Raw genomic sequence first — 22,168 nt, 5'->3', positions numbered from 1 at the left:
ATCGGACGCGACAACGCAAAGGGGAAGGATGATCGTGGTTGCAAGCGTGGCTCTCGTCTTGCTCGGTGCCGTTGTGGCCTGTTCGCGAGCGGTGCGCAGAGGTGGCTACCGGTTTCTGCGATCGGCGTACAGGCCGCATGCATCCTCGGTTGTGGTTCCTGACTGATCAATACACGCGCCTGGCAGCATCAGGACTGCTTGGCACGCTTCTCGGCGATGCCGGGGCAAGGGCTGTGGCGTGGCGGCGCGTCAGTCGGGAAGGGTCAGTCGTTCGTCCGTGAGTCGCGCCAGGCGACGAGGTCGCGGATCGGCCCGAGGTCGTACCTGGGGCCCCCGATGCCGACGGTGAACAGGCGCGTGCCGACGGCATACAGGTCCTCGGCTCCGGCGGCGTAGTCCTTGACGTCCTCGGGCAGGCGACCGGGCTTGGGGGAGACGCCGGACGAGCGCTCGATCTCGGCTGGGTCGCGGCCGACCTTCGCGCACCACTCGTCGAGGACGGCGTGCTTGTGGGCGATCGTGTCCGGGGTGCCGAAGCCGTGCCAGATGGTCGCGTGCTCGGCCACGATCTTGAGCGTCTTGCGTTCGCCACCACCACCGATCAGGACCGGGATGTCGCGCGTGGGTGGGGGGTTCAGCTTGGCCCAGCGCGACTTGATCAGCGGCAGGTCGTGCGCGAGCTTGTCCAGCCGGCCGCCGGCGCTGCCGAACTCGTAGCCGTACTCGTCGTAGTCCTTCTCGAACCATCCGGAGCCGATCCCGAGGATCAGCCGGCCGTCGCTGATGTGGTCGACGGTTCGCGCCATGTCGGCCAGCAGCTGCGGCTTGCGGTAGCTGTTGCAGGTCACCAGGGCGCCGATCTCGACGCGTGACGTGGCCTCGGCCCAGGCGCCGAGCATGGTCCAGCACTCGAAGTGCGCCCCGAGCGGGTCGCCGTACAACGGATAGAAGTGGTCCCAGTTGAAGACGATGTCGACACCGATCTCCTCGGCCTCGGCAGCGGCGCGACGGATCGCCGCGTACTCCGCGTGCTGCGGTTGGAGCTGGACCCCGATCCGGATGGGACGCTCGCTCACGCAGTGACCTCCTGGAACTTGGCGATGACGGTCAGGCCCGACTCGGTGACCATGAAGCCGCGAGCCCGGTCCTGGTCGGCGTCGACCCCGATGGTGGTGTTCTCCGGCACGCGCACCCCCTTGTCGATGATGGCCCGCTTGATGGTGCAGCCGCGGCCGACCTCGACGTCGTCGAGCAGGACGCTGTCGTCGATCGTGGTGGCGCTGTGGATGTGGCAGCGCGGCGACAGCACAGAGTTGGTCACGGTGGCCCCCGAGATCACGACACCGGGGGAGACCGCGGAGTTGTGCGCCTCGCCGAACTTGCCGCCGAAGCCGTGCACCAGCTTGGCGGGCGGGTACGGCCCGTAGTCGGTGTAGATCGGCCAGTCGTAGTTGTAGAGGTTGAAGACCGGGTGGATCGACACGAGGTCCATGTGGGCCTCCCAGTAGGAGTCCATCGTCCCGACGTCGCGCCAGTAGGCCTGGTCGCGCTCGGTGGCCCCGGGGATGACGTTGTCCTTGAAGTCGTAGACGTAGCCCTCACCGTTGGTCACGAAGTCGGGGACGATGTCGCCCCCCATGTCGTGCTTGCTGCCCTCGCGGTCGTTGTCCCGGGTCACCGCGTCGACCAGGACGTCGGCGTCGAAGACGTAGTTGCCCATCGACGCGAGCACCTCGTCGGGCGAGTCCGGCAGCCCCTTGGCGTCCTTGGGCTTCTCACGGAAGGCGCCGATCTTGCGTCGGTCGTCGTCGTCCACCTCGATGACACCGAACTGGTCGGCGAGCGAGATCGGCTGCCGGATCGCGGCCACGGTCACGCCCGCGCCGGTCTCGATGTGCTGCTGGACCATCTGCGAGAAGTCCATCCGGTAGACGTGGTCGGCACCCACGACGACGACGATGTCGGGCTTCTCGTCGTGGACCAGGTTGAGGCTCTGGAAGATCGCGTTGGCGGACCCGAGGTACCAGTTCTTGTCGACCCGCTGCTGAGCCGGCACGGGTGTCACGTAGTTGCCGAGCATCGTCGACATCCGCCAGGTCTTGGTGACGTGCCGGTCGAGGCTGTGCGACTTGTACTGGGTCAGCACGACGATCTGCCGGTAGCCCGAGTTGACGATGTTGCTGAGCGCGAAGTCGATCAGCCGGTAGATGCCACCGAACGGCACCGCGGGCTTCGCGCGGTCGGCGGTGAGTGGCATCAGGCGCTTGCCCTCGCCGCCCGCCAGGACGATCGCCAGCACTTTCGGTCCACCGGATCCGTACGCCATGGGCCCAACCTAGGCAATGCGCGCCCTCGCGGCGACCCCACCACCGCACTAATCTCACGAACGTGAGAGTCGACATCCTGACCAAGGAGTACCCGCCGAACATCTACGGCGGGGCCGGAGTCCACGTCGCCGAGCTCGTGCGCGCGCTGCGCGACCGTGGCGACGTCGACGCCCGCGTGCGGGCGTTCGGTGTGCCGGTGGTCGAGGAGGGCACGACCGGGTATGCCGACCTGCCGGACCTCGCGTCCGCGAACGCGGCCGTGCGCACGATGGGCGTCGACCTCGCGATGGCCGGCGACTGCGAGGGAGCAGACCTGGTCCACTCGCACACCTGGTACGCCAACTTCGCCGGGCACGTCGCGTCGCTGCTGGGCGGCATGCCGCACGTGGTCAGCGCGCACAGCCTCGAGCCGATGCGGCCGTGGAAGGCCGAGCAGCTGGGTGGCGGCTACCGCGTCTCGTCCTTCGTCGAGCGCACCGCCTACGAGGCAGCCGCCGCCGTCATCGCGGTCAGCGAGGGGATGCGCCAGGACGTGCTGCGCAGCTACCCGAGCATCGACCCCGACCGGGTCAAGGTCGTCCACAACGGCATCGACTCCCAGCTCTGGCAACGCCACGAGGACGCGGACACGGTGCGCCGGCACGGCGTCGACCCCGACGGCAGGTCCGTGATCTTCGTCGGCCGGATCACCCGCCAGAAGGGCCTTCCGTACCTCCTGCGGGCGGCCGCGCAGCTGCCTCCCGACGTCCAGCTCGTGCTGTGCGCCGGCTCGCCGGACACCCCGGAGATCATGGCCGAGGTCGAGGGCCTGATGCAGGAGCTGCGGGCCACTCGTCAGGGCGTCGTGTGGATCCCCGAGATGCTGCCCCGCGCCGAGGTGGTGGCGCTGTTGTCGGCGGCCACGGTGTTCGCCTGCCCCTCGATCTACGAGCCGCTCGGCATCGTGAACCTCGAGGCGATGGCCTGCGAGGTCCCCGTGGTCGCCACCGCGACCGGCGGCATACCCGAGGTCGTCGTGGACGGGGAGACCGGCTGGTTGGTGCCGATCGAGCAGGTCCAGGACGGCAGCGGCATACCCCTCGACGCCGACAGGTTCGTCGCCGACCTGGCGCACGCGCTCAACGACGCGGTCAGCGACACCGACCGGGCCGCAGCGATGGGGCAGGCTGGGCGCACCCGCGCCGTCGACGCGTTCTCGTGGGCCACCATCGGCGACCGCACCATGGAGGTCTACCAGGACGTCGTCGGGCGTCACGGCTGAGCCGGCCGCGCGGTCAGGAGACCGGCGCGGGCACCACCTCGTCCTCGGGAGCGGGCGCGAGGTAGGCGTGCACCAGCGGGACGACGGACGCACCCTCTCCGCTGGCCGCCGCGACCCGCTTCATCGACCCCGCCCTGATGTCCCCGGCAGCGAAGATGCCCGGCACCGTCGTCGCCAGGTTCGCAGGCGGAGAGCCGTCGACCCACTTGTCCCGGGGGACGTCGCGCCCGGTCAGGATGAAGCTGTGCTTGTCGCGGGCGAGCTGCGGAGGCAGCCAGTCGCACCGTGGCTCGGCACCCAGCAGCAGGAACAGCCCCCGGGCCGGTTCGGTGGTGCGCGCGCCGCTGGTGGTGTCCTCCAGGGTCACCCACTCGAGCTGCCCCTCGCCGCCTCCGTCGACGACGCGGGTGCACGGGCGCACGGTGATCCGCTCGTTGTAGGAGATCTCGTCGATGAGGTAGCGCGACATCGTCTCCTCGAGTCCCTGTCGGCGCACGACGATGGAGACCTTGCTGGCGAAGCGGGCGAGGTGCAGGGCGGCCTGGCCGGCGGAGTTCCCGCCGCCGACGACGACGACTTCGTTGCCCTCCATCTCACGGGCTGCGGTCATCGCGGCGCCGTAGTTGACCCCCGCGCCGACGAGCGCCTCGATCGAGGGCACGCCGAGCTTGCGGTAGGCGACGCCGCTGGAGACCAGGACCGTCCGGGCCCGCACGTCGCCACCGTCGGTGTGCAGCAGGTGCGGTGTCAGCTCGTCCCCGGCCTCGAGCCCGGTGACCTCCCAGCCGGTCTGGAACTCGGTGCCGAAGCGCAGGGCCTGGTTGCGGGCCCGCTGGGCCAGGCGCATGCCGGAGATGCCGCGCGGGAAGCCGAGGTAGTTGCGGATCATCGAGCTGGTGCCAGCCTGCCCGCCGACCGCCTCGGCCTCGAGGACCAGCACGGACAGCCCCTCGGACGCTCCGTAGACCGCCGCTGCGAGGCCCGCGGGTCCGGCGCCGACGATGGCCAGGTCGACGACCTCGTCGATCTCGAAGCTGCGGGGTGCGCCATTGACCGCGATCGCGACGTCACGGACGCTGGTCGCCTGGATCGGCGGGCGGTTGGCCGCCGTGACGACCGGCCACCGGAGCTCCTCGACGCCGAGCTCCTCCCGGATCCCGGCGAGGTAGCCCTGGAGCTCGGGGGTGTCGGGGTGCCAGAGCCGGTTCTGCATGCCCATCCGGTCGAGGAAGTCGCGGATCGCCATGGTCAGGGCGTCGTGCGTGGGGGAGATGACCTTGGCGCTGACCACCTCGGGCTGCGGCACTGTCGACGTCCAGTCGGACAGCAGGTCGGTGATCGCGTTGTGGAACTCCTCGTCACGCCTTCCGCGCGGCATCAGCAGGTAGGCGTCGTACTTCCCCTTCGCCATGCCCGCCCGCAGCCCCGGGCCGTCGGCGAGGAAGTAGTCCCAGTGGGCGGCGACCACGCGTCGGGCCGTCGGCACGACGAGCCTCCAGCGGTGGAACGCCAGGTGCACGCTCTCGACGTCGGGGAGCCGGGAGTCCGTGACGAAGAGCGCGACGTGGTCACCTGCCTCGGCCACCTGCTTGGCCACCGACTCGGCCTCGGCGCACGACCGGGCGGTGCGCAGGTCGTAGTCGCGGTCGTACCGGCTCCGGAACTCGTCGAGCAGGGTGTCGGCGTGGTGCTCAGACACCAGGATGATTGCGGGGTCCGCCATGTCGTCCGAGTCTAGTTCGCCGGCCTACTCCGGTCGCCACCCCGCGAGCACCGCGCACGCGGCGTTGGTGGCGTCGGCCAGGGCACGGTCCGAGGCGCGCTGGAGCCGCAGCAGCAACCGGTGGCGCACACCCGCCTCCGTCGCGGTCAGGGCGCCGTCCCCGGCGTCCAGTGCGACGTCGACCACGGTGCTGATGGTGCCGGCCAGCGAGATCACCCGCGCGGCGCGTCCCGGCAGCCCGGTGGGCAGCCCCCACCGGCCGCCCATCGCGGCGTCGGCGAGCTCCCTGGCCGCCGTGGCCCCGAACGGCTGGCCCCCGACTGCGTCGATCGCCTCGGTCGCCGTGCGGATCTCGTCACGCAGGTGCCGCTCCAGCTGCGACGGCTCCAGGGCCTCCACGCGGTGCCGGGGCACCGGCTGCGCGTCGTATGCCGTCCAGTCGACCCGGGTGCCCAGGTCCAGTCCGCCCTCCGTGCCCGACCCGAACGTCGACACGGTCGGCACGAGCATCCCTCCGAGGCCGGGCACGAAGACGCACTCACCACCGACCGCCGCCGCGCCCTGGGCCTGCGCCGACCCGCCCGGGACGCCGACCAGGTCTCCGGGTGCGGGGAGGGCGACGAGCAGGGCCTGCTCCCCGAGCTCCCGCCACAGCGCCAGGCGGTCGAGGTCGCCGGACACGTGGTCGATGTCTGGCAGGGCGCGGGCGATCGCGTCCTCCACCGGGGAGCCCGACGCCCAGGCGTGCGTGGTCCACAGCGAAAGCCGCACGGACGCAGGGAGTTCGGGCATCCCGTCATGCTAAGCCGATAGGGTCCGGTGCCATGAGTGACGTCCTTGAGTTCGCGGGAGTGAGCGTCGTCCGGGGTCAGGCGACCCTGCTCGACGACGTCTCCTGGGAGGTCGAGGAGGGCCAGCGGTGGGTGATCCTCGGGCCCAACGGCGCGGGCAAGACCACGTTGCTCCAGCTGGCGGCAGGGCGGATGCACCCCACGCGGGGTGTGGCAGGCGTGCTGGGCGAGGTGTTGGGCGCGGTTGACGTGTTCGAGCTCCGGCCCCGCATCGGACTGGCGTCGGCTGCCCTGGCGGAGCGGATCCCCTTCGACGAGGTCGTCCACAACGTCGTCGTGACCGCCTCCTACGGCGTGGTCGGCCGGTGGCGAGAGAGCTACGAGACCTTCGACCACGCACGCGCCTCGGAGCTCCTCGAGGCGCTGGGCGCCGACCACCTGGCCGACCGCACCTACGGCACCCTCTCCGAGGGCGAGCGCAAGCGCGTCCAGATCGCCCGCGCGCTGATGACCGACCCCGAGCTGATGCTCCTCGACGAACCCGCAGCCGGACTCGACCTCGGTGGTCGCGAGGACCTCGTGCGACGCCTGGGCATCCTGGCCGCCGACGTGGAGGCGCCCGCGCTGGTCCTGGTCACCCACCACGTCGAGGAGATCCCGCCGCACTTCACCGACGTCCTGCTGCTGCGCGAGGGTCGGATCGTGGCGCAGGGGCCGGTCGAGATCACCCTCACCGAGGCCAACCTGTCCGAGACGTTCGGGATGCCGCTGGAGCTGGAGCGGCGCGGCGACCGGTGGACGGCCCGCCTCAAGGTGGCCGAAGGAACGTCGGCACCTCCCCAATCGTCCTAGAGTTGCTGAACCACTGAGAGGGAGGGGCGTCATGGACTGGTTCGCCGACAACCCGTGGCTTGCCTGGCTGGGACTGGCACTGATCCTGGCGGCCATCGAGGCCGCCACCGTCGACTTCGTGTTCCTCATGCTCGCCGGGGGCGCCGCCGCGGGCGCCGCCTCCTCGGCCGTCGGGGTGTCGTTCCCGGCCCAGGTCGTGATCGCCGTCGTCGTGGCAGGGCTCCTGCTGCTCCTGGTGCGCCCGGTGATCACGCGCAGGTTCATGGTCGCCGAGGCCAGTCACGGCATCGGTGCCTCCGGGCTCGTCGGCCGCACCGGCCGCGTGCTCCAGTCAGTCACGGCGACCGACGGTCGCGTCAAGGTGGGCGGCGAGACCTGGTCCGCCCGCATCCCGCAGGGGGATGTCACGTGCCAGCCCGGCCAAGAGGTCCGGGTTGTATCAATCGAGGGGGCCACCGTGATCGTCACCGGCGTCACGGCGGGTCAGAAAACGGAGTAGAACGTGGACGGCATCGGAGCAGGCTTCATCGTCCTGCTGATCCTGGTCGCCTTTGCGCTGATCGTGCTCTTCCGCACGGTCCGCATCGTGCCCCAGCAGACGGCCCTGATCATCGAGCGGCTCGGACGCTACTCGCGCACCCTCGAGGGAGGCATCCACTTCCTGGTGCCCTTCGTCGACAAGGTCCGCGCCAACGTCGACCTCCGTGAGCAGGTCGTGTCCTTCCCGCCCCAGCCCGTGATCACCAGCGACAACCTCGTCGTCAACATCGACACGGTCATCTACTACTCGGTCATCGACGCGAAGTCCGCGGTCTACGAGATCGCCAACTTCATCCAGGGCATCGAGCAGCTCACCGTCACCACGCTCCGCAACGTGATCGGCTCGCTCGACCTCGAGCAGACCCTGACCAGCCGCGACCAGATCAACGCCCAGCTGCGCGGTGTCCTCGACGAGGCGACCGGCAAGTGGGGAATCCGCGTCAACCGCGTCGAGCTCAAGGCCATCGACCCGCCGATGTCCATCCAGGAGTCGATGGAGAAGCAGATGAAGGCCGAGCGGGAGCGGCGTGCCCAGATCCTGAACGCCGAGGGCACCAAGCAGTCCGCGATCCTCACAGCCGAGGGTGAGAAGCAGAGCCAGATCCTGCGAGCCGAGGGTTCGGCGCAGGCCCGCATCCTGGAGGCCCAGGGTCAGGCGCGAGCCATCCAGCAGGTGTTCGATGCGATCCACCGCGGCAAGCCCACCCAGAAGCTGCTGGCCTACCAGTACCTCCAGGTGCTGCCCCAGATCGCGCGGGGAGACTCCAACAAGATGTGGATCATCCCGAGCGAGCTGACCGACGCCCTGCGCGGGATCGGCGGCGCGCTGGGTGCCCCCGACAAGCGCGGCGGTCCCGACGGCGGTGGCGACGACGAGTGGGTCGACCCGGGCGACGCGTCCGACGTGTTCGAGGAGACGGTTCTCGAGGACCCGGCGCAGGCCCTTGCCGAGGCGCGGGGCATGGCCGGCAAGGCCAGTCAGGAGGCCACCGAGCACGCGGCCCCCGTCCAGCGGGTCCAGCCACCGGTGCAGCCGTCGGCCGACGCCGTGCCCGAGTTCGAGCCACCGGCCCCGCCGAGCGCGCCCTCCGTGCAGCCGCCTCCCGTGCAGCCCGGTCCGATGGACCCCGACCAGCCCGACCCGGGTCCTCGCCCGCCGGCCTGACCCACACCGCACCCCCAGGTATGCCGCCCGCGCACCCCGCGCGGGCGGCATACCTGCATCCGGCGGGCGGTTGCGCCTGAAACCCGGGAATGGGGCTGTAGGTATCGGTGCATTCCGCGGTTGCGGATCCGTGGATTCACAGGCCCTGACCGGTCGACTCGCTGAACGAGGTGGTGCGCCTGACCTGGCGCGACCTCGCCGAGCCGAGACGGGTGTCCACACGGGTAGGTGCGGCGGCTCGGCGTGCCGGCGAGGGATCTAGCCCGTCCTGACCCGGGATTGGGTTGCTCGATGTCATCGGGCACCTGAACCTTCAGTCCCCGATGGCGGGATCGATGCGCTGAGCGGCACACCTGCGGCTGGTGGGGTCTTGCGGCGTCGCTAGGGTGGCGAGGGTGTCCTTCCTCGAAGCCCTCGGCGTCTTCCTCGCCGGGCTGGCGGCAGGCACCATCAACACCGTCGTGGGTTCGGGCACGCTGATCACGTTCCCGACGCTGCTGTTCTTCGGCTACTCGCCGCTCACCGCCAACATGTCGAACAACATCGGCCTGGTCGGTGGGGGAGTGACCGGGTCGTGGGGCTACCGGCACGAGCTCAAGGGGGCCGGGCCGGCGATCCGTCGCCTGGTCCCGATGTCCTTGGCCGGCGGAATCACCGGGGCCGTCCTGCTCCGTGTGCTGCCCGCGTCAGCGTTCACGGCGATCGTGCCGGTGCTCATCACGGTCGGCGTGCTGCTGGTCGTGTTCGGGCCGACGATCCAGCGACGCGCGGTGGCGCGACGTGGCGAGGACGAGGTGCACCCGGTGCATCGAGGCGGCGCCACCGCCATCCTGCTGATGACCTCGGTCTTCGTGGCCGGGGTCTACGGCGGCTACTTCGGGGCGGCCCAGGGCGTCATCCTCATGGGGGTGTTGAGCGTCCTCAGCAGCGAGCCGTTGCAGCGGCTCAACGGCTACAAGAACGTGCTGGCCCTGGTGGTCAACACCGTCGCGGCGCTCGTCTTCGTCGTCGTCGGGCACGACCTGATCGACTGGTGGGTCGTGCTGCTGATCGCGGTGGGTTCACTGCTCGGCGGCGTGGTCGGCTCGACCGTGGGCCGCCGACTGCCGCCGATCGTGCTGCGCGGGCTCATCGTCTGCATCGGGATCGTGGGCATCGTCAAGATCGTCTGGTTCAGCTAGTGGAGTGGACCCCCGTCCTGCTCCTCGGGGCAGCGCTGCTGGTGGGCGCCTTCGTGCAGTCCTCGATCGGGTTCGGCATGGCCGTGGTGGCCGCCCCGTTCATCGTCGTGTTCACCCCCGAGCTGATGCCGGGTGCCCTGCTGGTGACGAGCTTCTCGCTGCCCGTGGTGCAGCTTGTGCACGGCCCTCGAGACATCGCGTGGCGTCCCCTCGGCTGGGCCCTGGCGGCGCGGATGCTCGTGACCCCGCTGGGTGTGGCAGCGGTCGCGCTCCTCTCGGTGCGGGCCCTCTCTGTGGTGACCGGTCTGCTCATCCTGCTCACCGTCGCCGCCTCCGTGTCCGCGCTCGATCTGCGACCCACCCCACTGAGCTCTGCCGCGGCCGGGGCGGTTGCTGGCTTCTCAGGCACGGCGGCGTCGATCGGCGGGCCGTTCTTCGCGCTGGTGCTGCAGCACGAACGCCCGACCCGGGTCCGGGCCACGCTCTCCGCGTTCTTCCTCGTCGGGGCGCTCATGGCCGTGACGGGGCTCGCGATCGCGGGGGAGTTCACCCGCGACCAGCTCGTGGCCGGCTTGGTCTGGGTGCCCTTCATCGGGATCGGGTATGCCGTCGCCGCACCCGCCCGGGCGCGGCTCGACCGCGAGCGGCTCCGCAAGGCGGTGCTGGTGTTCTGTGTCGTGGCCAGCGTCAGTGTCATCGTCCGGGCCGTCGTCTAGCCTGCTCGCCGTGCCCCACACCATCACCGACCCGCACGACGAGCGGCTGGCCGACTACGTGTCCCTGACGGACGTCGCACTCCGGCGGCGTACCGAGCCGGAGCGCGGTCTCTACATCGCCGAGTCGGAGAAGGTGATTCGTCGGGCCCTGCGCGCCGGGCACCGGCCGCGCAGCTACCTGATGGCCGCGCGCTGGCTCACCGACCTCGCCGACCTGGTCGCCGACGCCGAGGCGCACGACGTGCCCGTCTTCGTCGGGGACCACGGCGTCATCGAGCAGCTGACCGGCTTCCACCTGCACCGAGGCGCCCTGGCGTCGATGCAGCGGCCGGCGCGGCCCACGGTCGCGGACCTGGTGGCGGCGGCCCGCCGGGTGCTCGTCCTCGAGGACATCGTCGACCACACCAACGTCGGGGCGGTCTTCCGGTCTGCGGCAGCACTGGGGGTGGATGCCGTGCTGGTCACGCCACGCTGCGCCGACCCGTTGTACCGCCGCGCGATCCGGGTCTCGATGGGGACGGTGTTCCAGGTGCCGTGGACGCGGATCGACCCTTGGCCGGGCGGTATCGCGGAGCTGCAGGCCGCGGGCTTCACCGTGGCGACCCTGGCGCTGGCCGACGACGCCGTGAGCCTCGACGCCCTGGCTGCCGATCCGCCGCAGCGGCTCGCCCTGGTGCTCGGCACCGAGGGCGACGGCCTGTCACACCACACGCTCGACGCAGCCGACCTCACGGTCACGATCCCGATGGCCGGCGGCGTGGACTCCCTCAACGTGGCTGCGGCGGGCGCAGTGGCCGCCTGGGCCCTGCGCCCGCCGCAGCGGGGATGACGCGCCCCCGTGGGGATTGGGGAGCGTGTCGACGTACCTGGTCGGTCGAGGTCGGTGGCTACTTGGTCGAGTCGTTGTAGGACTTGATCTGCGGCTCGACCGACTGGGCGGCCTTGGTCATCGACTGCTGCGGGTCGCCACCGTTGAGCGCCGCCTCGAGACCGTCCTCAGACGCCTTGCGTGACTGCGGCATCACACCGAGCAGGCAACCCTGGGTCGCCGGGCTGAGCTTGGTGCTCTCCAGCTGCTTGACCGCGACGTCGAACAACGGGTTCGCCTTGCGGTAGGCGACGTCGGCCGGCTCATCCAGCGCGCCCTTGCTGATCGGGAAGTAGCCGGTCTCGGTGTGCCACTGGGCCTGGCTCTTGGGGTCGGCCAGGAACTTCACGAACTGCCAGGCGGCTTCCTTGTTGGGGTCCTTGTGGTTGACGCCGTTGATCCACAGCGACGCGCCCCCGATGATCGGACCACCCTCGGTGCCCGCCTTGATGTGCGGGTATGCCGCGGCGCCGAGCTCCCAGCCGCCCTCCTTGGCTGCCTTGGAGTAGGCGCCGAGCTGACCGGTCGACTCGAGGTTGATCGCGAGCTGCCCCGACTTGAACGCAGCCTGGGCGGCCTTGGTGTCGCGGCCGGTGTTGGCGGCCAGCCCGTCCTTGACCAGCTTCTGCCACCAGGCGACGACCTCCACCGTCTCGGGCGAGTCGAACTGGACCTTGGTGGCCTTGCCCTCGCGGCCGTTGCCCTGGTCGCAGTACTCCTTGCCGTCCGTGGCGATGAACTGCTCGAGCAGCCACCCGTAGATCGCGGCGCCGAAGCCGTAGTCGGCCGGGCCGCCGTTCTTCTTGGACAGCTTCTCGGCGGCACTGCGGATCGCGGCGAGGTCCTGCGGCGGCTTGTCGGGGTCGAGCCCGGCCTTGCTGAACATCGTCTTGTTGAAGTACAGCACTGGCATCGACGTGTTGAACGGCATCGAGTTCAGCTTGTCGTCGATGGAGTAGTAGCCGGTGATGTTGGGTTGCAGGTCCGACACATCGAGCTTGTCGCGGTCGATGAACGACTGCATCGGGATGGTCTGCTTCGCGTCGATCATGAAGCGGGACCCGATGTCGTAGACCTGGATGACGTCGGGGGTCGACTTGCTCTTGATCGAGGCCTTGTACTTGGTGATCGCGTCGTCGTACTTGCCGGCGTAGGTCGACTTGACCTGGATCTTGCCCTGGTGCTCCGAGTTGAACTGCGCCACCAGCTTGGTCAGCGCCTCGGCGTTGGTGCCGTCCATCGCGTGCCAGAACGACACCGTGGTCACGCCCTTGGCCTTGTCCAGGGCGTCCTTGGCCGGCACCGTCGTGCCGCCGGCGTCGTCCCCGCCGCCGCCGCAGGCGGCCAGGACGAGGGAGGCCGCCACGAAGCCGGCTGGCACGGCATACCTCATCCTGCTCCGGCGGGTGGTGCTGGTTGTTCTCATCACGTCGTGCACTCCTTTGCGCATTACTTGACCGCACCCGCGGTGAGCCCGCGGACGATGAACCGCTGCCCGAAGATGACGAGCAGGAGGGTGGGGAAGAGGGCGAGCATCACACCGGCCAGGACCATGCCGGGGGAGTCGCCGTCGGAGGACTGGAGCTGGCTGATGCCGATCTGGATGGTCTGGTGCTTCGGGTCCTCGGTGGCGAGCAACGGCCAGAAGTACATGTTCCAGGCCGACAGCGCCGACCAGATGCCGAGTGCCGCGAGGCTGGGACGGCTCAGTGGCACGAGGATCGAGAAGAGGAACCGGAAGTGCCCGGCGCCGTCGACGCGGGCCGCGTCGCGCAGCTCGGTCGGGAAGGACAGGAAGGACTGCCGCAGCAGGAAGGTGCCGAAGCCGGTGGCCAGGAACGGGAGGGTCAGCCCGGCGATGGTGTCCTTGAGACCGAGGCTGGAGATCAGCAGGTAGTTCGGGATGATGATCGACTCGAACGGGATCATCATCGTCGACAGGAACACGCCGAACCAGAACCCGCGCCAGCGCAGCGGCAGGAAGACGAAGGCATAGGCCGCGAGCACGCTCGTCACGAGCTGTCCGAGCATGATGCCGACGGTCTGCAGGACGCTGGTGAGGTACTGGTTGCCCAGCGGGATGATGTCGAGCGCGTCGCCGTAGTTCTCGGGGTGCAGCCCGTGGGCCGGCCACAGCGCCGGCGGGAAGCTGTTGGTGTCGCGCTCACCCATCAGCGAGCCGACCAAGCCGTAGTAGACGGGGAACAGCACGATGACGAACAACACCCCGAGGACGAGGTAGCTGCCGAGGTTGCGGGGCGATCGACGCGGGGGCCTGCGGGTCGGCGGCGGCTTGCGCTGCGTCGAGGTCGCGGTCTTGTCGAGGGTGGAGGTCACCGGTAGAACACCCGCCGTTCCAGGACCCCGAACTGCAGGGCCGTGATGATGAGGACGATCACCAGTAGGACCATCGCCTGGGCGGATGCGTACCCGTAGTTGGAGTTGTTGTTGGCGAACGCCTGCTCGTAGATCGAGTAGACGAGCGTCGTCGTGCGGCCCTCGGGCCCGCCGACGGTGAGGATCTTGATCTGCCCGAAGCTCTGCAGCGAGTGGATCGTGCCGACCACGACGAGGAAGAACAGCTGCGGGGTGATGAGCGGCATGATGATGGAGCGCTGGAGCCGGAACCCGGACGCGCCGTCGAGGCGGGCGGCCTCCAGCACATCATCGGGGAGGGCACCGAGGCCGGCCGAGATGACCAGCAGGTTGTAGCCGATCTGCATCCACACCGTCGCCGCCGACACCGACCAGAGCGCGAGGTCGGGGTCGGTGAGCCACTGCACCTTGTCGATCCCGACGCGCGACAGGATGCCGTTGAGCACCCCCGACGCCGGGTTGAACAGCACCCCGAAGATCACCGACGCAGTGGCGACGGAGAACGCGAACGGCAGCGCAAACGCGGTGCGGAAGAAGCGGACCCCCCGGATCCGGCCGTGCAGGATCAGCGCGATGAACAGCGCGATGGCGATGCTCGGCACCACGGTGAGGATGGTGAACGCGAACGTCACCCACAGGACGGTGAGGAACTCCGGGTCGCTGAACAGCTTGGAGTAGTTGACGAAGCCCACGAAGCCGCTCGGGTCCCCGAGGATGTCGGTGCCCTGCACCGACAGGAGGACGGACTTGACCAACGGCCAGAAGATGAAGATGCCGAAGACGACCAGCGCCGGAAGGAGGTAGGCCAGCGCGGCCCACGCCCCCTTGCGTCTGGCCGTCCCCGCAGCAGCGGTGGGGACGGTCATGCCGCGACCCTAGCCCGAAATGGCCTGTTCAGCGCCATAAGGGTGAGGTGTCGTGTTCACCCCAAATGGTCGAAGGTTCGGGATCCGCGGCCGAAGGAGGTGCTCAGCCGACGAGCCGGTGCAGCAGGTCGGCCAGTGCGGCGCCGGGGTCTGTGGTGAGGCCACCGTGCACGGGCCCCGGCTGGACCACCGTGCTCCGCGGGGCGCTGAGCCACCCGAAGCGACGCCCCAGCCCGCCCAGCGTGGGCAGCCCGCCGCCGGTGACACCACGGCACACCTGACAGATCGTCTCCAGCGCCTGGTCCACGTCCTCGAGGTTCACCTCGGGGGCGAAGGCGCGCAACCGCGCCTCGTCCACGCGGTAGGCGGCCTCGAGGAAGTCGGCGCCCTGGCTGTAGAGGACCAGGCCGACGTTGATGAACTCCTCGCGCTCGACGCGGGGCACGAAGCGCAGCACGACGTACTGGTAGCCGTGGCGGGTCATGACACGTCTCCCGGCAGCCAGGCCTGCGGCCTCGCGACGCGCGCCAGCAGGTGCTCGACGTATGCGGTGCGGAGGGCAGCGGGGGTATCCAGCCCGGGCGCGGGTTCGAGCCATACCTCCGGCACCCCCTCGACCACGTCCGTGAGCAGGTCGCGGCTCAGGGTGTGCGCGTGCCGCTCGTGCGCCGCGCCCGGACTCGAGCCGACGTCACGCAGCACGTGGGTGCTCGCGTCGTAGGGCTGCGCGGCGAACCGTTCCGCGTCGGCGCCGCGGCTGGGCCAGCTGTGGTGGAAGTAGAGCGCAGCGCCGTGGTCGATGAGCCACGGGTTGCGGTGCCAGACCAGGAGGTTGGGGTTGTTCCACGTGCGGTCGACGTTGGCGGTCAGCGCATCGAGCCAGAGGATGTCGGCCGCGGTGTCCGGGGTTGGTGGGCGTGAGCCGTCGTAACCGAACGAGCCAGGGAGGAAGTCGATGCCGAGGTTGGGGCCGATGCTGGCCGTGAGGAGGTCCTGCACCTCCTCGTCGGCCTCGTACTTCGCGATCGGAGACTGCAGGTCGACGACGGCCAGGCGAGGGACGTTGAGCCCCAGGGCGCGGGCGAGCTCCCCGACGATCACCTCTGCCACGAGGACCTTCGGGCCCTGACCGGCCCCCCGGAACTTCAGGACGTAGGTGCCGAGGTCGTCGGCCTCCACGATGCCGGGCAGCGACCCGCCCTCCTTGAGGGGCGTGACGTAGCGGGTTGCCGTGACCTGGTCGAGCACGACGCCCAGCCTAGGGGCCGGGCGTCGCGTCCCGGACGCCATTGGCCGGGAGGGTCGATCAGGAGGTGGGCAGGCGCGGGGTCAGGCGTCGCCGACGGTGACCGCGGCGGCCTCGAGCGGACGCTCCTCCTCGGGTGTGTCGTGTGCGTGGGCGCCGTCCACAGCCATGATCTCGCGACGCGCGGTGAGCAGGACCGCGACGCCGAGCAGCACCGCGCCGGAGCCCACCCAGAACGGCACGTGGATGGACCGCTCGCCGAGCTTGCCGGCCAGCCACGGGGCGATCGCGCCGCCACCGAACCGGACGAAGCTGTAGGCCGCCGAAGCCACCCCGCGCTCGACGGGGGATACCTTCATGACCGTCTCGGTGATGAGGGTGTTGTTGATGCCGAGGAAAGCGCCGGCGAGGACCACGCCGATGACGAGCACCGGCTTGTGCTCGGTGCCGATCGCCATGGCCGCCAGGATCAGAGCGAAACCGACGAGCGCGCCGACCACGCCGGGCAGGGTGCCGAACCGGCGCTGCAGACGCGGCGCCACGACGACCGAGGTGAAGGCGAGCAGCAGGCCCCAGCCGAAGAAGATCAGGCCGACCTCGTGCGCACCCATCGCCAGCGGAAAGGGGGTGAAGGCGAGGAGGGTGAAGAAGCCGAAGTTGTAGAGCAGGGCGGTGATCCCGACGGTGAGCAGGCCTCGGTGCGAGAGGGCCTTGAGCGGGGCCGAGATGCTGCTCCTGCGACCGGAGGGTGGTGTCGCCGGGAGGGTGGTGAGGATCGCGACCAGGGCGATGGCCATCAGGGCGGAGACACCCCAGAACGGCCAGCGCCACGAGTGTCCGCCGAGCCAGCCGCCGAGCAGTGGACCGGTGGCGATGCCGACGCCGAGAGCTGCTTCGTAGAGGATGATCGCCTGACCGACCGACCCGCGCGCCGCGCTGACGATGGTGGCCAGAGCGGTTGCGATGAAGAGCGCGTTGCCCAGACCCCAGACGGCGCGGAAGGCGACGATCCCGCCCACCGAGTCCTGCGCTCCCGCCAGACCGGCGCCGATGATGATGACGACGAGTCCGAGGATCAGCGTGCGCTTCGCACCGGTGCGGCTGGAGACCCAGCCGGTCACGAGCATCGCCACGCCCATCACGGCCATGTAGCTGGTGAACAGCAGCGACACCTGGGAGGCGCTGGCCCCGAGGTCGTCGGCAATGGGTTTGAGGATGGGGTCGACGAGGCCGATGCCCATGAAGGCGATCACGCAGGCGAAGGCGACGGACCAGACGGTCTTGGGTTGGCGCCACATGGTGGTGGGGACTTCTCTCTGTGGGTGGTGGGTGCTGAGGTCTCGGGGTCAGGCCGCCGACTCCGCGGCCGTGCTGCTCGAGGCACGGGCCAGCAGGTCGTCGAGGGCCTTGACGGCCTCGCCCAGCCGCGCCAACGAGTCGGCATCGAGCTGGTCGAAGGCGGGGGAGAGGGCATCGAGCCGGGCGCGCCGGGCGCGGCTGAGGGCGGCGGCGCCGGCTGCGGTGAGCGACACCAGGCTGGCTCGGGCATCCGACGGGTCGGGCACCCGCTCGGTCCAGCCCTCGGTCTCCAGCCGCTGCACCTGGGTGCTCATCGTCGGCTGGCTGCAGTGGTCGGCCTCGGCCAGTGCGCTGATCCGCGCTGGGCCGAGCTCCTCGACCAGGGCGAGCAGCCGGGTCTGGGCCATCGGCACGTCGAAGGTCGCGTTGCGCGAGGCCCAGCGGGTCAGCCGCGCCGCGGAACGCAGGACGCTGTTGCCCAGCTCGTCTCGATCGGTCACGCATCCAGATTACATAGACAACCTATGCAATGCCAATCTCGCCCGGACGACACGGCAGTTGCGTCAGCTTCCGCCCGGCAGTTGCCGGGCGGAACGCGACGCAACTGCCGTGTTGCGGGTATGGCGCGGGGCCGTGTGCCTAGGAGTCCGCGCGGTCGCGCTCGGTCAGGGCGCGAGGCAGGTGGCGTGGTTGAGCGCGCCGATCACGGCCTCGCGCCAGCTGACCTGTGCCAGGGCGGTGCGGCAGGACGCCCCGCCGCAGTCGCACTGCCACCGCCACGTGCCCGACAGGGCTCGCACCACGTGCGGGTGGTGGTGTGCGGTGTCGGCTCGTCCGATCTGTCGTGTCCCCATGGTGCTGCCCCCCTCGTCCGTGCCGCCCCCCGCGACACGTCCTGACAGCAAGAGGCTCGACGCCACCGGCTGATACCTGCCCGCCAGCCGGTTGGTCCGGCTCAGCGAAGGGCGCGGACCGTGTCGACGGTGTCGGCCTCCTCGGCCGTCTTGTCGTCGCGGTAGCGCAGGACGCGGGCGAACCGCAGGGCCATGCCGCCCGGGTAGCGGGAGGAGGTCTGGATGCCGTCGAAGGCGATCTCCACGACCTGCTCGGGTCGCACGGTGACGACGTAGCCGTCGGTGCCCTCGGTCGCGAGCTCGGTGAACCGCTCGGTCTGCCACTGGAGCATGTCGTCCGTCATGCCCTTGAAGGTCTTGCCGAGCATCACGAAGCCACCGGTCTCGGGATCGCGGGCGCCGAGGTGGATGTTGGAGAGCCAGCCCTTGCGACGCCCGCTGCCCCACTCGATCGCCAGCACCACGAGGTCGAGGGTGTGCCGCGGCTTCACCTTGACCCACCCCGCGCCGCGCCGGCCCGCGGCGTAGGGGGCGGTCGGCGACTTGACCACGACGCCCTCGTGACCGTCGCGCACGAGCCGCTCGAAGAACTCGCTCGCCGCGGCCGGGGTCGCGGCGGTGATGCGGGGGACCAGGCTCGGAGCGGGGACCAGCTCCGCGAGCCGCGCGAACCGCTCCGACGCCGGCACGTCGAGCAGGTCGTCACCGTCGAGGTGGAGCAGGTCGAAGAAGTAGGGGGTGACCGGGACCTGCGCCCGGAGCTGGTCGACGCCGGTGCTGCTCATCGTGCGCGAGGCGGTCTGCTGGAACGGCAGCGGACGTCCGGACTCGTCGAGTGCGATCGCCTCACCGTCGATGACCAGCTGGCTGGCGTCGAGCGCGAGGACGGCCTCGACCACCTCGGGAAGGCGGTCGGTGATGTCGTCCAGCGAGCGGGTGAAGAGCCGCACGTCGTCACCATCGCGGTGCGCCTGGAGCCGGATGCCGTCGAGCTTGCCGTCGACGACCACGCCGTCCGGGTCGGCGACCTGCTCCCAGGCGGCGCCGACGTCGGGGGCCGACGCCGCGAGCATCGGGCGCAGGGGCCGGCCGACCTCGAGGTGGATCGCGGCCAGCGCGGCGCTCCCGCCCGCCAGCGCCGCGGCGGCAACCGGTCCTGCGTAGCCGGCCAGCATCACCGCCCGACGCACCTCGGCCTCGGGCAGCTCGGAGGCGGCCGCGATGGCGGCCAGCATCACGCCGTCGAGGGCGCCCTGTCGCACCTGGCCGGTCACGAGCGCGCGCAGGTAGTCCTGCTCGGGCTCGGTCAGTCGCTCGAACAGCGCCGTCACCGCAGCCGAGCGGGCAGCTCCCGAGCCGGTGCCGGCGATCCCGGCGATCTCACCGAGGGCCGCGTCGACCTCGGCGACGGTGGCCGTCGCCCGTGCGGCGGGCGAGGGGAGCGTGGACAGGCCGCGCCAGCTCACCCCGATGCGTCGCTGCGGCAGCACCCCGGACAGGTATGCCGCGACCGTCGCCGCCTCGTCGGGCCCAGCCGCGCGCAGGGCACCGGCGACCGCGGCGGTCTTGGCCAGGCGCGACCGGGTGGCGGAGGCGGCTGCGGAGGCTGCGACGACGTCGGCGAGGAGCACGGGCCCACGCTAACCGTGACCGCCGACACCCGCCGGTGCGGACGGCGGGTGTCGGCGGCAGCCGTGGTGTCTCAGGCCTTGCCGAGGATGGTCTGCAGGTCAGTCGACTCGAAGCCGTGCGCCTCGGCCACCGGTGCGTAGGTCACTGCGCCGTCGTGGGTGTTGAGGCCCAGGGCGAGCGGCTGGTTCGCCGCCAGGGCGTCGCGCCAGCCCGCGTTGGCGAGCTGGACCGCATACGGGAGGGTGACGTTGGTGAGGGCGTAGGTGCTGGTGTGCGGCACGGCGCCCGGCATGTTCGCCACGCAGTAGAACACCGAGTTGTGCACCTGGTAGGTGGGGTCGGCGTGGGTGGTCGGCCGGGAGTCCTCGAAGCAGCCGCCCTGGTCGATCGAGATGTCGACGAGCACCGAGCCCGGCTTCATCCGCGAGACCTGCTCGTTGGTGATGAGCTTGGGAGCCTTCGCGCCGGGGACCAGCACCGCCCCGATCACGAGGTCGGCGTCCTCGATCGCGCGCTCGATCTCGTAGGTGTTGGAGGCGACGGTCTGGCAGTGCCCCTGGTAGACGAAGTCGGCGTGCCGCAGCTTGGCGATGTCGCGGTCGAGCAGCAGCACCTCAGCCTGCATGCCGAGGGCGATGGCGGCGGCGTTCATGCCGGAGACGCCGGCACCGATGACGACGACCTTCGCGGCATACACCCCGCTGACCCCGCCCATGAGGACACCACGGCCACCCTGGGCACGCATGAGCGTGTGCGCTCCGACCTGCGGCGCCAGGCGGCCCGCGACCTCGGACATCGGGGCGAGCAGGGGGAGGGTGCGGTCGGGCAGCTCGACCGTCTCGTAGGCGATACCGGTGACCTTGCGCTTCACCAGCTCCTCGGTGAGCGGCTTGTCGGCCGCGAGGTGCAGGTAGGTGAAGAGGGTCTGGCCCTCGCGCATGCGGTGGTACTCGGGCTCGATCGGCTCCTTGACCTTGAGGATCAGGTCACCGGTGCCCCAGACGTCGTCGGCGGTGTCGAGGATCGTGGCGCCGGCGCCGACGTAGTCCTCGTCGAGGATCGAGGACCCGACCCCGGCGTCCTTCTCGATGAACACCTCGTGACCGTGGACGACCAGCTCGTGCACGCCTGACGGGGTGATCGCGACGCGGTACTCGTTGTTCTTGACCTCGCGCGGAATGCCGACCTTCATCAAAGCCTCCTGGGTTGCAGTGGTCCTCGAACAATGGCGGAGCCAAGGCTGCCTGCCAACCTCAGCCTTCCAGAAGGGAGGCGCTGGCGAGGACGAAACTGCAGTGGAGGCCGAAACTGCGGACCCGCCCCACGGTCGCTGCGGGGGCGGTCAGGTGGCTGGGTCGATCAGGGCGCGATGGTGGACGAGTGCAGCAGGGCGCCGATCAGGGCCGAGCGCCAGGCCATCGGAGCCTGGGCGGGGGTCCGGCACGAAGCGCTGCCACAGGCGCACACCCACATCCAGCCACGCGCGCCACGCAGGACGCGCGGGTGGTGGCTGGTGCCGCGGTGCAGGGTCTGGGTGCTCACGTCCACGACGGTAGGAGCCCTCCGACCGCGTCGGGCAGGGACGCGCCGGAGGTCGGCCGAGCTCGGGTCAGGATTGGCCCGAACGGTTGAGGGTGCCTACGTTCGGTGCACGATTCGCGCCTGGGCCAAGCGCAGGACGAGGCACTGCGCTCAGCGCACGATGAGGGCGACCGCTGCCACCGCCGAGGCGGCGAGGACGGCTTGGTCGAACCGCTCCTGGCTGAGCCTGCGGACCGTCCTGAGCCCCACCCAGGCGCCCACGAGGACGAAGGGGATGAGCAGGAGCGTGCGCCGGACGGTATGCGGTCCGAAGAGTCCCAGCGCAAAGCTGAACGGGAGCTTGCAGAGGTTCACCCCGAAGAACAGCAGGGCACTGGTGCCGAGGAAGCGGAGCTTCTCGACCCCCTGGGCGACCAGGTAGAGCGTCGTGACGGGCCCGGCCGCGTTCGCGGTCATGGTCGTGAAGCCGGCGGCCACACCGGTGCCGATCGCAGCCGTGCGCGAGCTGCCGACCTTGGCGCCGTCGGGGGAGCGCCACCGCAGGGCGAGCTGGAGGGCGGCGAGGACGAGCAGCAGCACGCCGATCGAGCGCCGCAGGACGAGGTCGTCGACCACGGCCAGGAACGCCGCACCGAGGGCGAGACCAGGCAGGACCGCCGGGATGAGCCGCCGCAGGAGACCCCAGTCGGCCTCGCGGCGGTAGTGCCAGACGGCGACCACGTCGCCCGTGATGAGGAGGAGCAGGATCGCCGCCGTGGACTCCCGGGCGGGCATGACGCTGGCGAAGATGGCCACGCTGATGCTCGCGAGCCCGCCGATCGCGGTCTTGGCGTACCCGATCAGCAGCGCCGCGACGACGAGTAGCAGCGCCTCGAGCACGCGTCGACCCTAGCCACCGGGCGCATCGGTCGTTCGGCCCCCATTGCGCG

23 protein-coding genes are annotated in these 22,168 nt (G+C 70.4%); 7 read left to right on the top strand and 16 right to left on the bottom strand.

Annotation, left to right across the window (positions count from 1 at the left end; genetic code table 11):
- Positions 1-263: 263 nt before the first annotated feature.
- A complete protein-coding gene (locus tag BLQ34_RS05435) occupies positions 264-1,076 on the bottom strand; it encodes an LLM class F420-dependent oxidoreductase (protein WP_091782561.1) in 813 nt (270 codons plus the stop codon).
- Positions 1,073-2,326 carry a glucose-1-phosphate adenylyltransferase gene (gene glgC / locus BLQ34_RS05430; protein ID WP_091782558.1) on the bottom strand — a complete coding sequence of 418 codons (1,254 nt, stop codon included), beginning with the start codon at positions 2,324-2,326 and terminating at the stop codon, positions 1,073-1,075. The genes BLQ34_RS05435 and glgC overlap by 4 nt, the downstream gene beginning before the upstream one ends.
- A gap of 62 nt (positions 2,327-2,388) precedes the next feature.
- Between glgC and glgA the strand changes: the two genes are divergently transcribed.
- A complete protein-coding gene (glgA, locus tag BLQ34_RS05425; protein ID WP_091782555.1) occupies positions 2,389-3,588 on the top strand; it encodes a glycogen synthase in 1,200 nt (399 codons plus the stop codon).
- A gap of 13 nt (positions 3,589-3,601) precedes the next feature.
- Here glgA and BLQ34_RS05420 read toward each other — a convergent pair whose 3' ends face one another.
- Positions 3,602-5,311, bottom strand: a complete 1,710-nt coding sequence (locus tag BLQ34_RS05420; protein ID WP_091782552.1) for an FAD-dependent oxidoreductase — start codon at positions 5,309-5,311, stop codon at positions 3,602-3,604.
- Positions 5,312-5,335: 24 nt separating this feature from the next.
- Complete coding sequence (locus BLQ34_RS05415; protein ID WP_091782549.1) at positions 5,336-6,103, bottom strand: hypothetical protein; 768 nt, start codon at positions 6,101-6,103, stop codon at positions 5,336-5,338.
- A gap of 32 nt (positions 6,104-6,135) precedes the next feature.
- On the opposite strand from BLQ34_RS05415, the gene BLQ34_RS05410 reads away from it, so the two are divergent.
- From BLQ34_RS05410 to BLQ34_RS05385, 6 genes are all read left to right on the top strand, one after another.
- The gene (locus BLQ34_RS05410; RefSeq protein WP_091782546.1) at positions 6,136-6,954 is read left to right on the top strand and encodes an ABC transporter ATP-binding protein; all 819 of its coding nucleotides are present in this window, start codon (positions 6,136-6,138) and stop codon (positions 6,952-6,954) included.
- Between the two features lie 31 nt (positions 6,955-6,985).
- Complete coding sequence (locus tag BLQ34_RS05405; RefSeq protein WP_091782543.1) at positions 6,986-7,453, top strand: NfeD family protein; 468 nt, start codon at positions 6,986-6,988, stop codon at positions 7,451-7,453.
- A gap of 12 nt (positions 7,454-7,465) precedes the next feature.
- A complete protein-coding gene (locus BLQ34_RS05400) occupies positions 7,466-8,659 on the top strand; it encodes an SPFH domain-containing protein (protein WP_091789332.1) in 1,194 nt (397 codons plus the stop codon).
- A gap of 395 nt (positions 8,660-9,054) precedes the next feature.
- Positions 9,055-9,840, top strand: a complete 786-nt coding sequence (locus BLQ34_RS05395) for a sulfite exporter TauE/SafE family protein (RefSeq protein WP_091782540.1) — start codon at positions 9,055-9,057, stop codon at positions 9,838-9,840.
- Positions 9,840-10,556: a TSUP family transporter gene (locus BLQ34_RS05390; RefSeq protein WP_157692909.1), complete on the top strand. Its 717-nt coding sequence runs from the start codon at positions 9,840-9,842 to the stop codon at positions 10,554-10,556. The genes BLQ34_RS05395 and BLQ34_RS05390 overlap by 1 nt, the downstream gene beginning before the upstream one ends.
- Before the next feature lie 10 nt (positions 10,557-10,566).
- Positions 10,567-11,385 (top strand): TrmH family RNA methyltransferase, encoded by an 819-nt coding sequence (locus BLQ34_RS05385; protein WP_091782534.1) that lies wholly within the window; start codon positions 10,567-10,569, stop codon positions 11,383-11,385.
- Positions 11,386-11,443: 58 nt separating this feature from the next.
- On the opposite strand, the gene BLQ34_RS05380 is transcribed toward BLQ34_RS05385, so the two are convergent.
- From BLQ34_RS05380 to BLQ34_RS05325, 12 genes are all read right to left on the bottom strand, one after another.
- Positions 11,444-12,850 (bottom strand): ABC transporter substrate-binding protein, encoded by a 1,407-nt coding sequence (locus BLQ34_RS05380; protein ID WP_231961456.1) that lies wholly within the window; start codon positions 12,848-12,850, stop codon positions 11,444-11,446.
- Between the two features lie 23 nt (positions 12,851-12,873).
- Positions 12,874-13,761 (bottom strand): carbohydrate ABC transporter permease, encoded by an 888-nt coding sequence (locus BLQ34_RS05375; protein ID WP_091782528.1) that lies wholly within the window; start codon positions 13,759-13,761, stop codon positions 12,874-12,876.
- A complete protein-coding gene (locus BLQ34_RS05370; protein ID WP_091782525.1) occupies positions 13,758-14,666 on the bottom strand; it encodes a carbohydrate ABC transporter permease in 909 nt (302 codons plus the stop codon). Before BLQ34_RS05370 ends, BLQ34_RS05375 begins: the two co-directional genes overlap by 4 nt.
- Positions 14,667-14,769: 103 nt before the next feature.
- Positions 14,770-15,150: a DUF3037 domain-containing protein gene (locus BLQ34_RS05365; RefSeq protein ID WP_091782522.1), complete on the bottom strand. Its 381-nt coding sequence runs from the start codon at positions 15,148-15,150 to the stop codon at positions 14,770-14,772.
- Positions 15,147-15,914, bottom strand: a complete 768-nt coding sequence (locus BLQ34_RS05360; RefSeq protein WP_091782519.1) for a HipA family kinase — start codon at positions 15,912-15,914, stop codon at positions 15,147-15,149. The genes BLQ34_RS05365 and BLQ34_RS05360 overlap by 4 nt, the downstream gene beginning before the upstream one ends.
- A gap of 81 nt (positions 15,915-15,995) precedes the next feature.
- The gene (locus BLQ34_RS05355) at positions 15,996-17,210 is read right to left on the bottom strand and encodes an MFS transporter (protein ID WP_091782516.1); all 1,215 of its coding nucleotides are present in this window, start codon (positions 17,208-17,210) and stop codon (positions 15,996-15,998) included.
- 48 nt (positions 17,211-17,258) lie between these two features.
- Positions 17,259-17,711 carry a MarR family winged helix-turn-helix transcriptional regulator gene (locus tag BLQ34_RS05350; RefSeq protein WP_091782513.1) on the bottom strand — a complete coding sequence of 151 codons (453 nt, stop codon included), beginning with the start codon at positions 17,709-17,711 and terminating at the stop codon, positions 17,259-17,261.
- Between the two features lie 165 nt (positions 17,712-17,876).
- Positions 17,877-18,065, bottom strand: a complete 189-nt coding sequence (locus tag BLQ34_RS05345; protein ID WP_157692908.1) for a hypothetical protein — start codon at positions 18,063-18,065, stop codon at positions 17,877-17,879.
- Positions 18,066-18,166: 101 nt separating this feature from the next.
- Positions 18,167-19,696 carry an ATP-dependent DNA ligase gene (locus tag BLQ34_RS05340; protein ID WP_091782506.1) on the bottom strand — a complete coding sequence of 510 codons (1,530 nt, stop codon included), beginning with the start codon at positions 19,694-19,696 and terminating at the stop codon, positions 18,167-18,169.
- Positions 19,697-19,767: 71 nt separating this feature from the next.
- The gene (gene ald / locus BLQ34_RS05335) at positions 19,768-20,889 is read right to left on the bottom strand and encodes an alanine dehydrogenase (protein WP_091782503.1); all 1,122 of its coding nucleotides are present in this window, start codon (positions 20,887-20,889) and stop codon (positions 19,768-19,770) included.
- Between the two features lie 167 nt (positions 20,890-21,056).
- Positions 21,057-21,239 (bottom strand): hypothetical protein, encoded by a 183-nt coding sequence (locus tag BLQ34_RS05330; protein WP_157692907.1) that lies wholly within the window; start codon positions 21,237-21,239, stop codon positions 21,057-21,059.
- Positions 21,240-21,389: 150 nt separating this feature from the next.
- A complete protein-coding gene (locus BLQ34_RS05325; RefSeq protein WP_091782498.1) occupies positions 21,390-22,118 on the bottom strand; it encodes a sulfite exporter TauE/SafE family protein in 729 nt (242 codons plus the stop codon).
- Positions 22,119-22,168 lie beyond the last annotated feature (50 nt).

This window comes from Pedococcus dokdonensis (genome assembly GCF_900104525.1).
Classification (GTDB): domain Bacteria; phylum Actinomycetota; class Actinomycetes; order Actinomycetales; family Dermatophilaceae; genus Pedococcus; species Pedococcus dokdonensis.
Note: the sequence above shows the minus strand (reverse complement) of the source record. Positions and strands in the feature narration are given on the sequence as shown.

Bases quoted from the DNA above. Each gene is read 5' to 3' on its own strand.
- BLQ34_RS05345 (WP_157692908.1), bottom strand. From the start codon at position 18,065: ATGGGGACACGACAGATCGGACGAGCCGACACCGCACACCACCACCCG.
- BLQ34_RS05415 (WP_091782549.1), bottom strand. From the start codon at position 6,103: ATGCCCGAACTCCCTGCGTCCGTGCGGCTTTCGCTGTGGACCACGCAC.
- BLQ34_RS05365 (WP_091782522.1), bottom strand. From the start codon at position 15,150: ATGACCCGCCACGGCTACCAGTACGTCGTGCTGCGCTTCGTGCCCCGC.
- BLQ34_RS05410 (WP_091782546.1), top strand. From the start codon at position 6,136: ATGAGTGACGTCCTTGAGTTCGCGGGAGTGAGCGTCGTCCGGGGTCAG.
- glgC (WP_091782558.1), bottom strand. From the start codon at position 2,326: ATGGCGTACGGATCCGGTGGACCGAAAGTGCTGGCGATCGTCCTGGCG.
- ald (WP_091782503.1), bottom strand. From the start codon at position 20,889: ATGAAGGTCGGCATTCCGCGCGAGGTCAAGAACAACGAGTACCGCGTC.
- BLQ34_RS05355 (WP_091782516.1), bottom strand. From the start codon at position 17,210: ATGTGGCGCCAACCCAAGACCGTCTGGTCCGTCGCCTTCGCCTGCGTG.
- BLQ34_RS05370 (WP_091782525.1), bottom strand. From the start codon at position 14,666: ATGACCGTCCCCACCGCTGCTGCGGGGACGGCCAGACGCAAGGGGGCG.
- BLQ34_RS05405 (WP_091782543.1), top strand. From the start codon at position 6,986: ATGGACTGGTTCGCCGACAACCCGTGGCTTGCCTGGCTGGGACTGGCA.
- BLQ34_RS05420 (WP_091782552.1), bottom strand. From the start codon at position 5,311: ATGGCGGACCCCGCAATCATCCTGGTGTCTGAGCACCACGCCGACACC.
- BLQ34_RS05380 (WP_231961456.1), bottom strand. From the start codon at position 12,850: ATGAGAACAACCAGCACCACCCGCCGGAGCAGGATGAGGTATGCCGTG.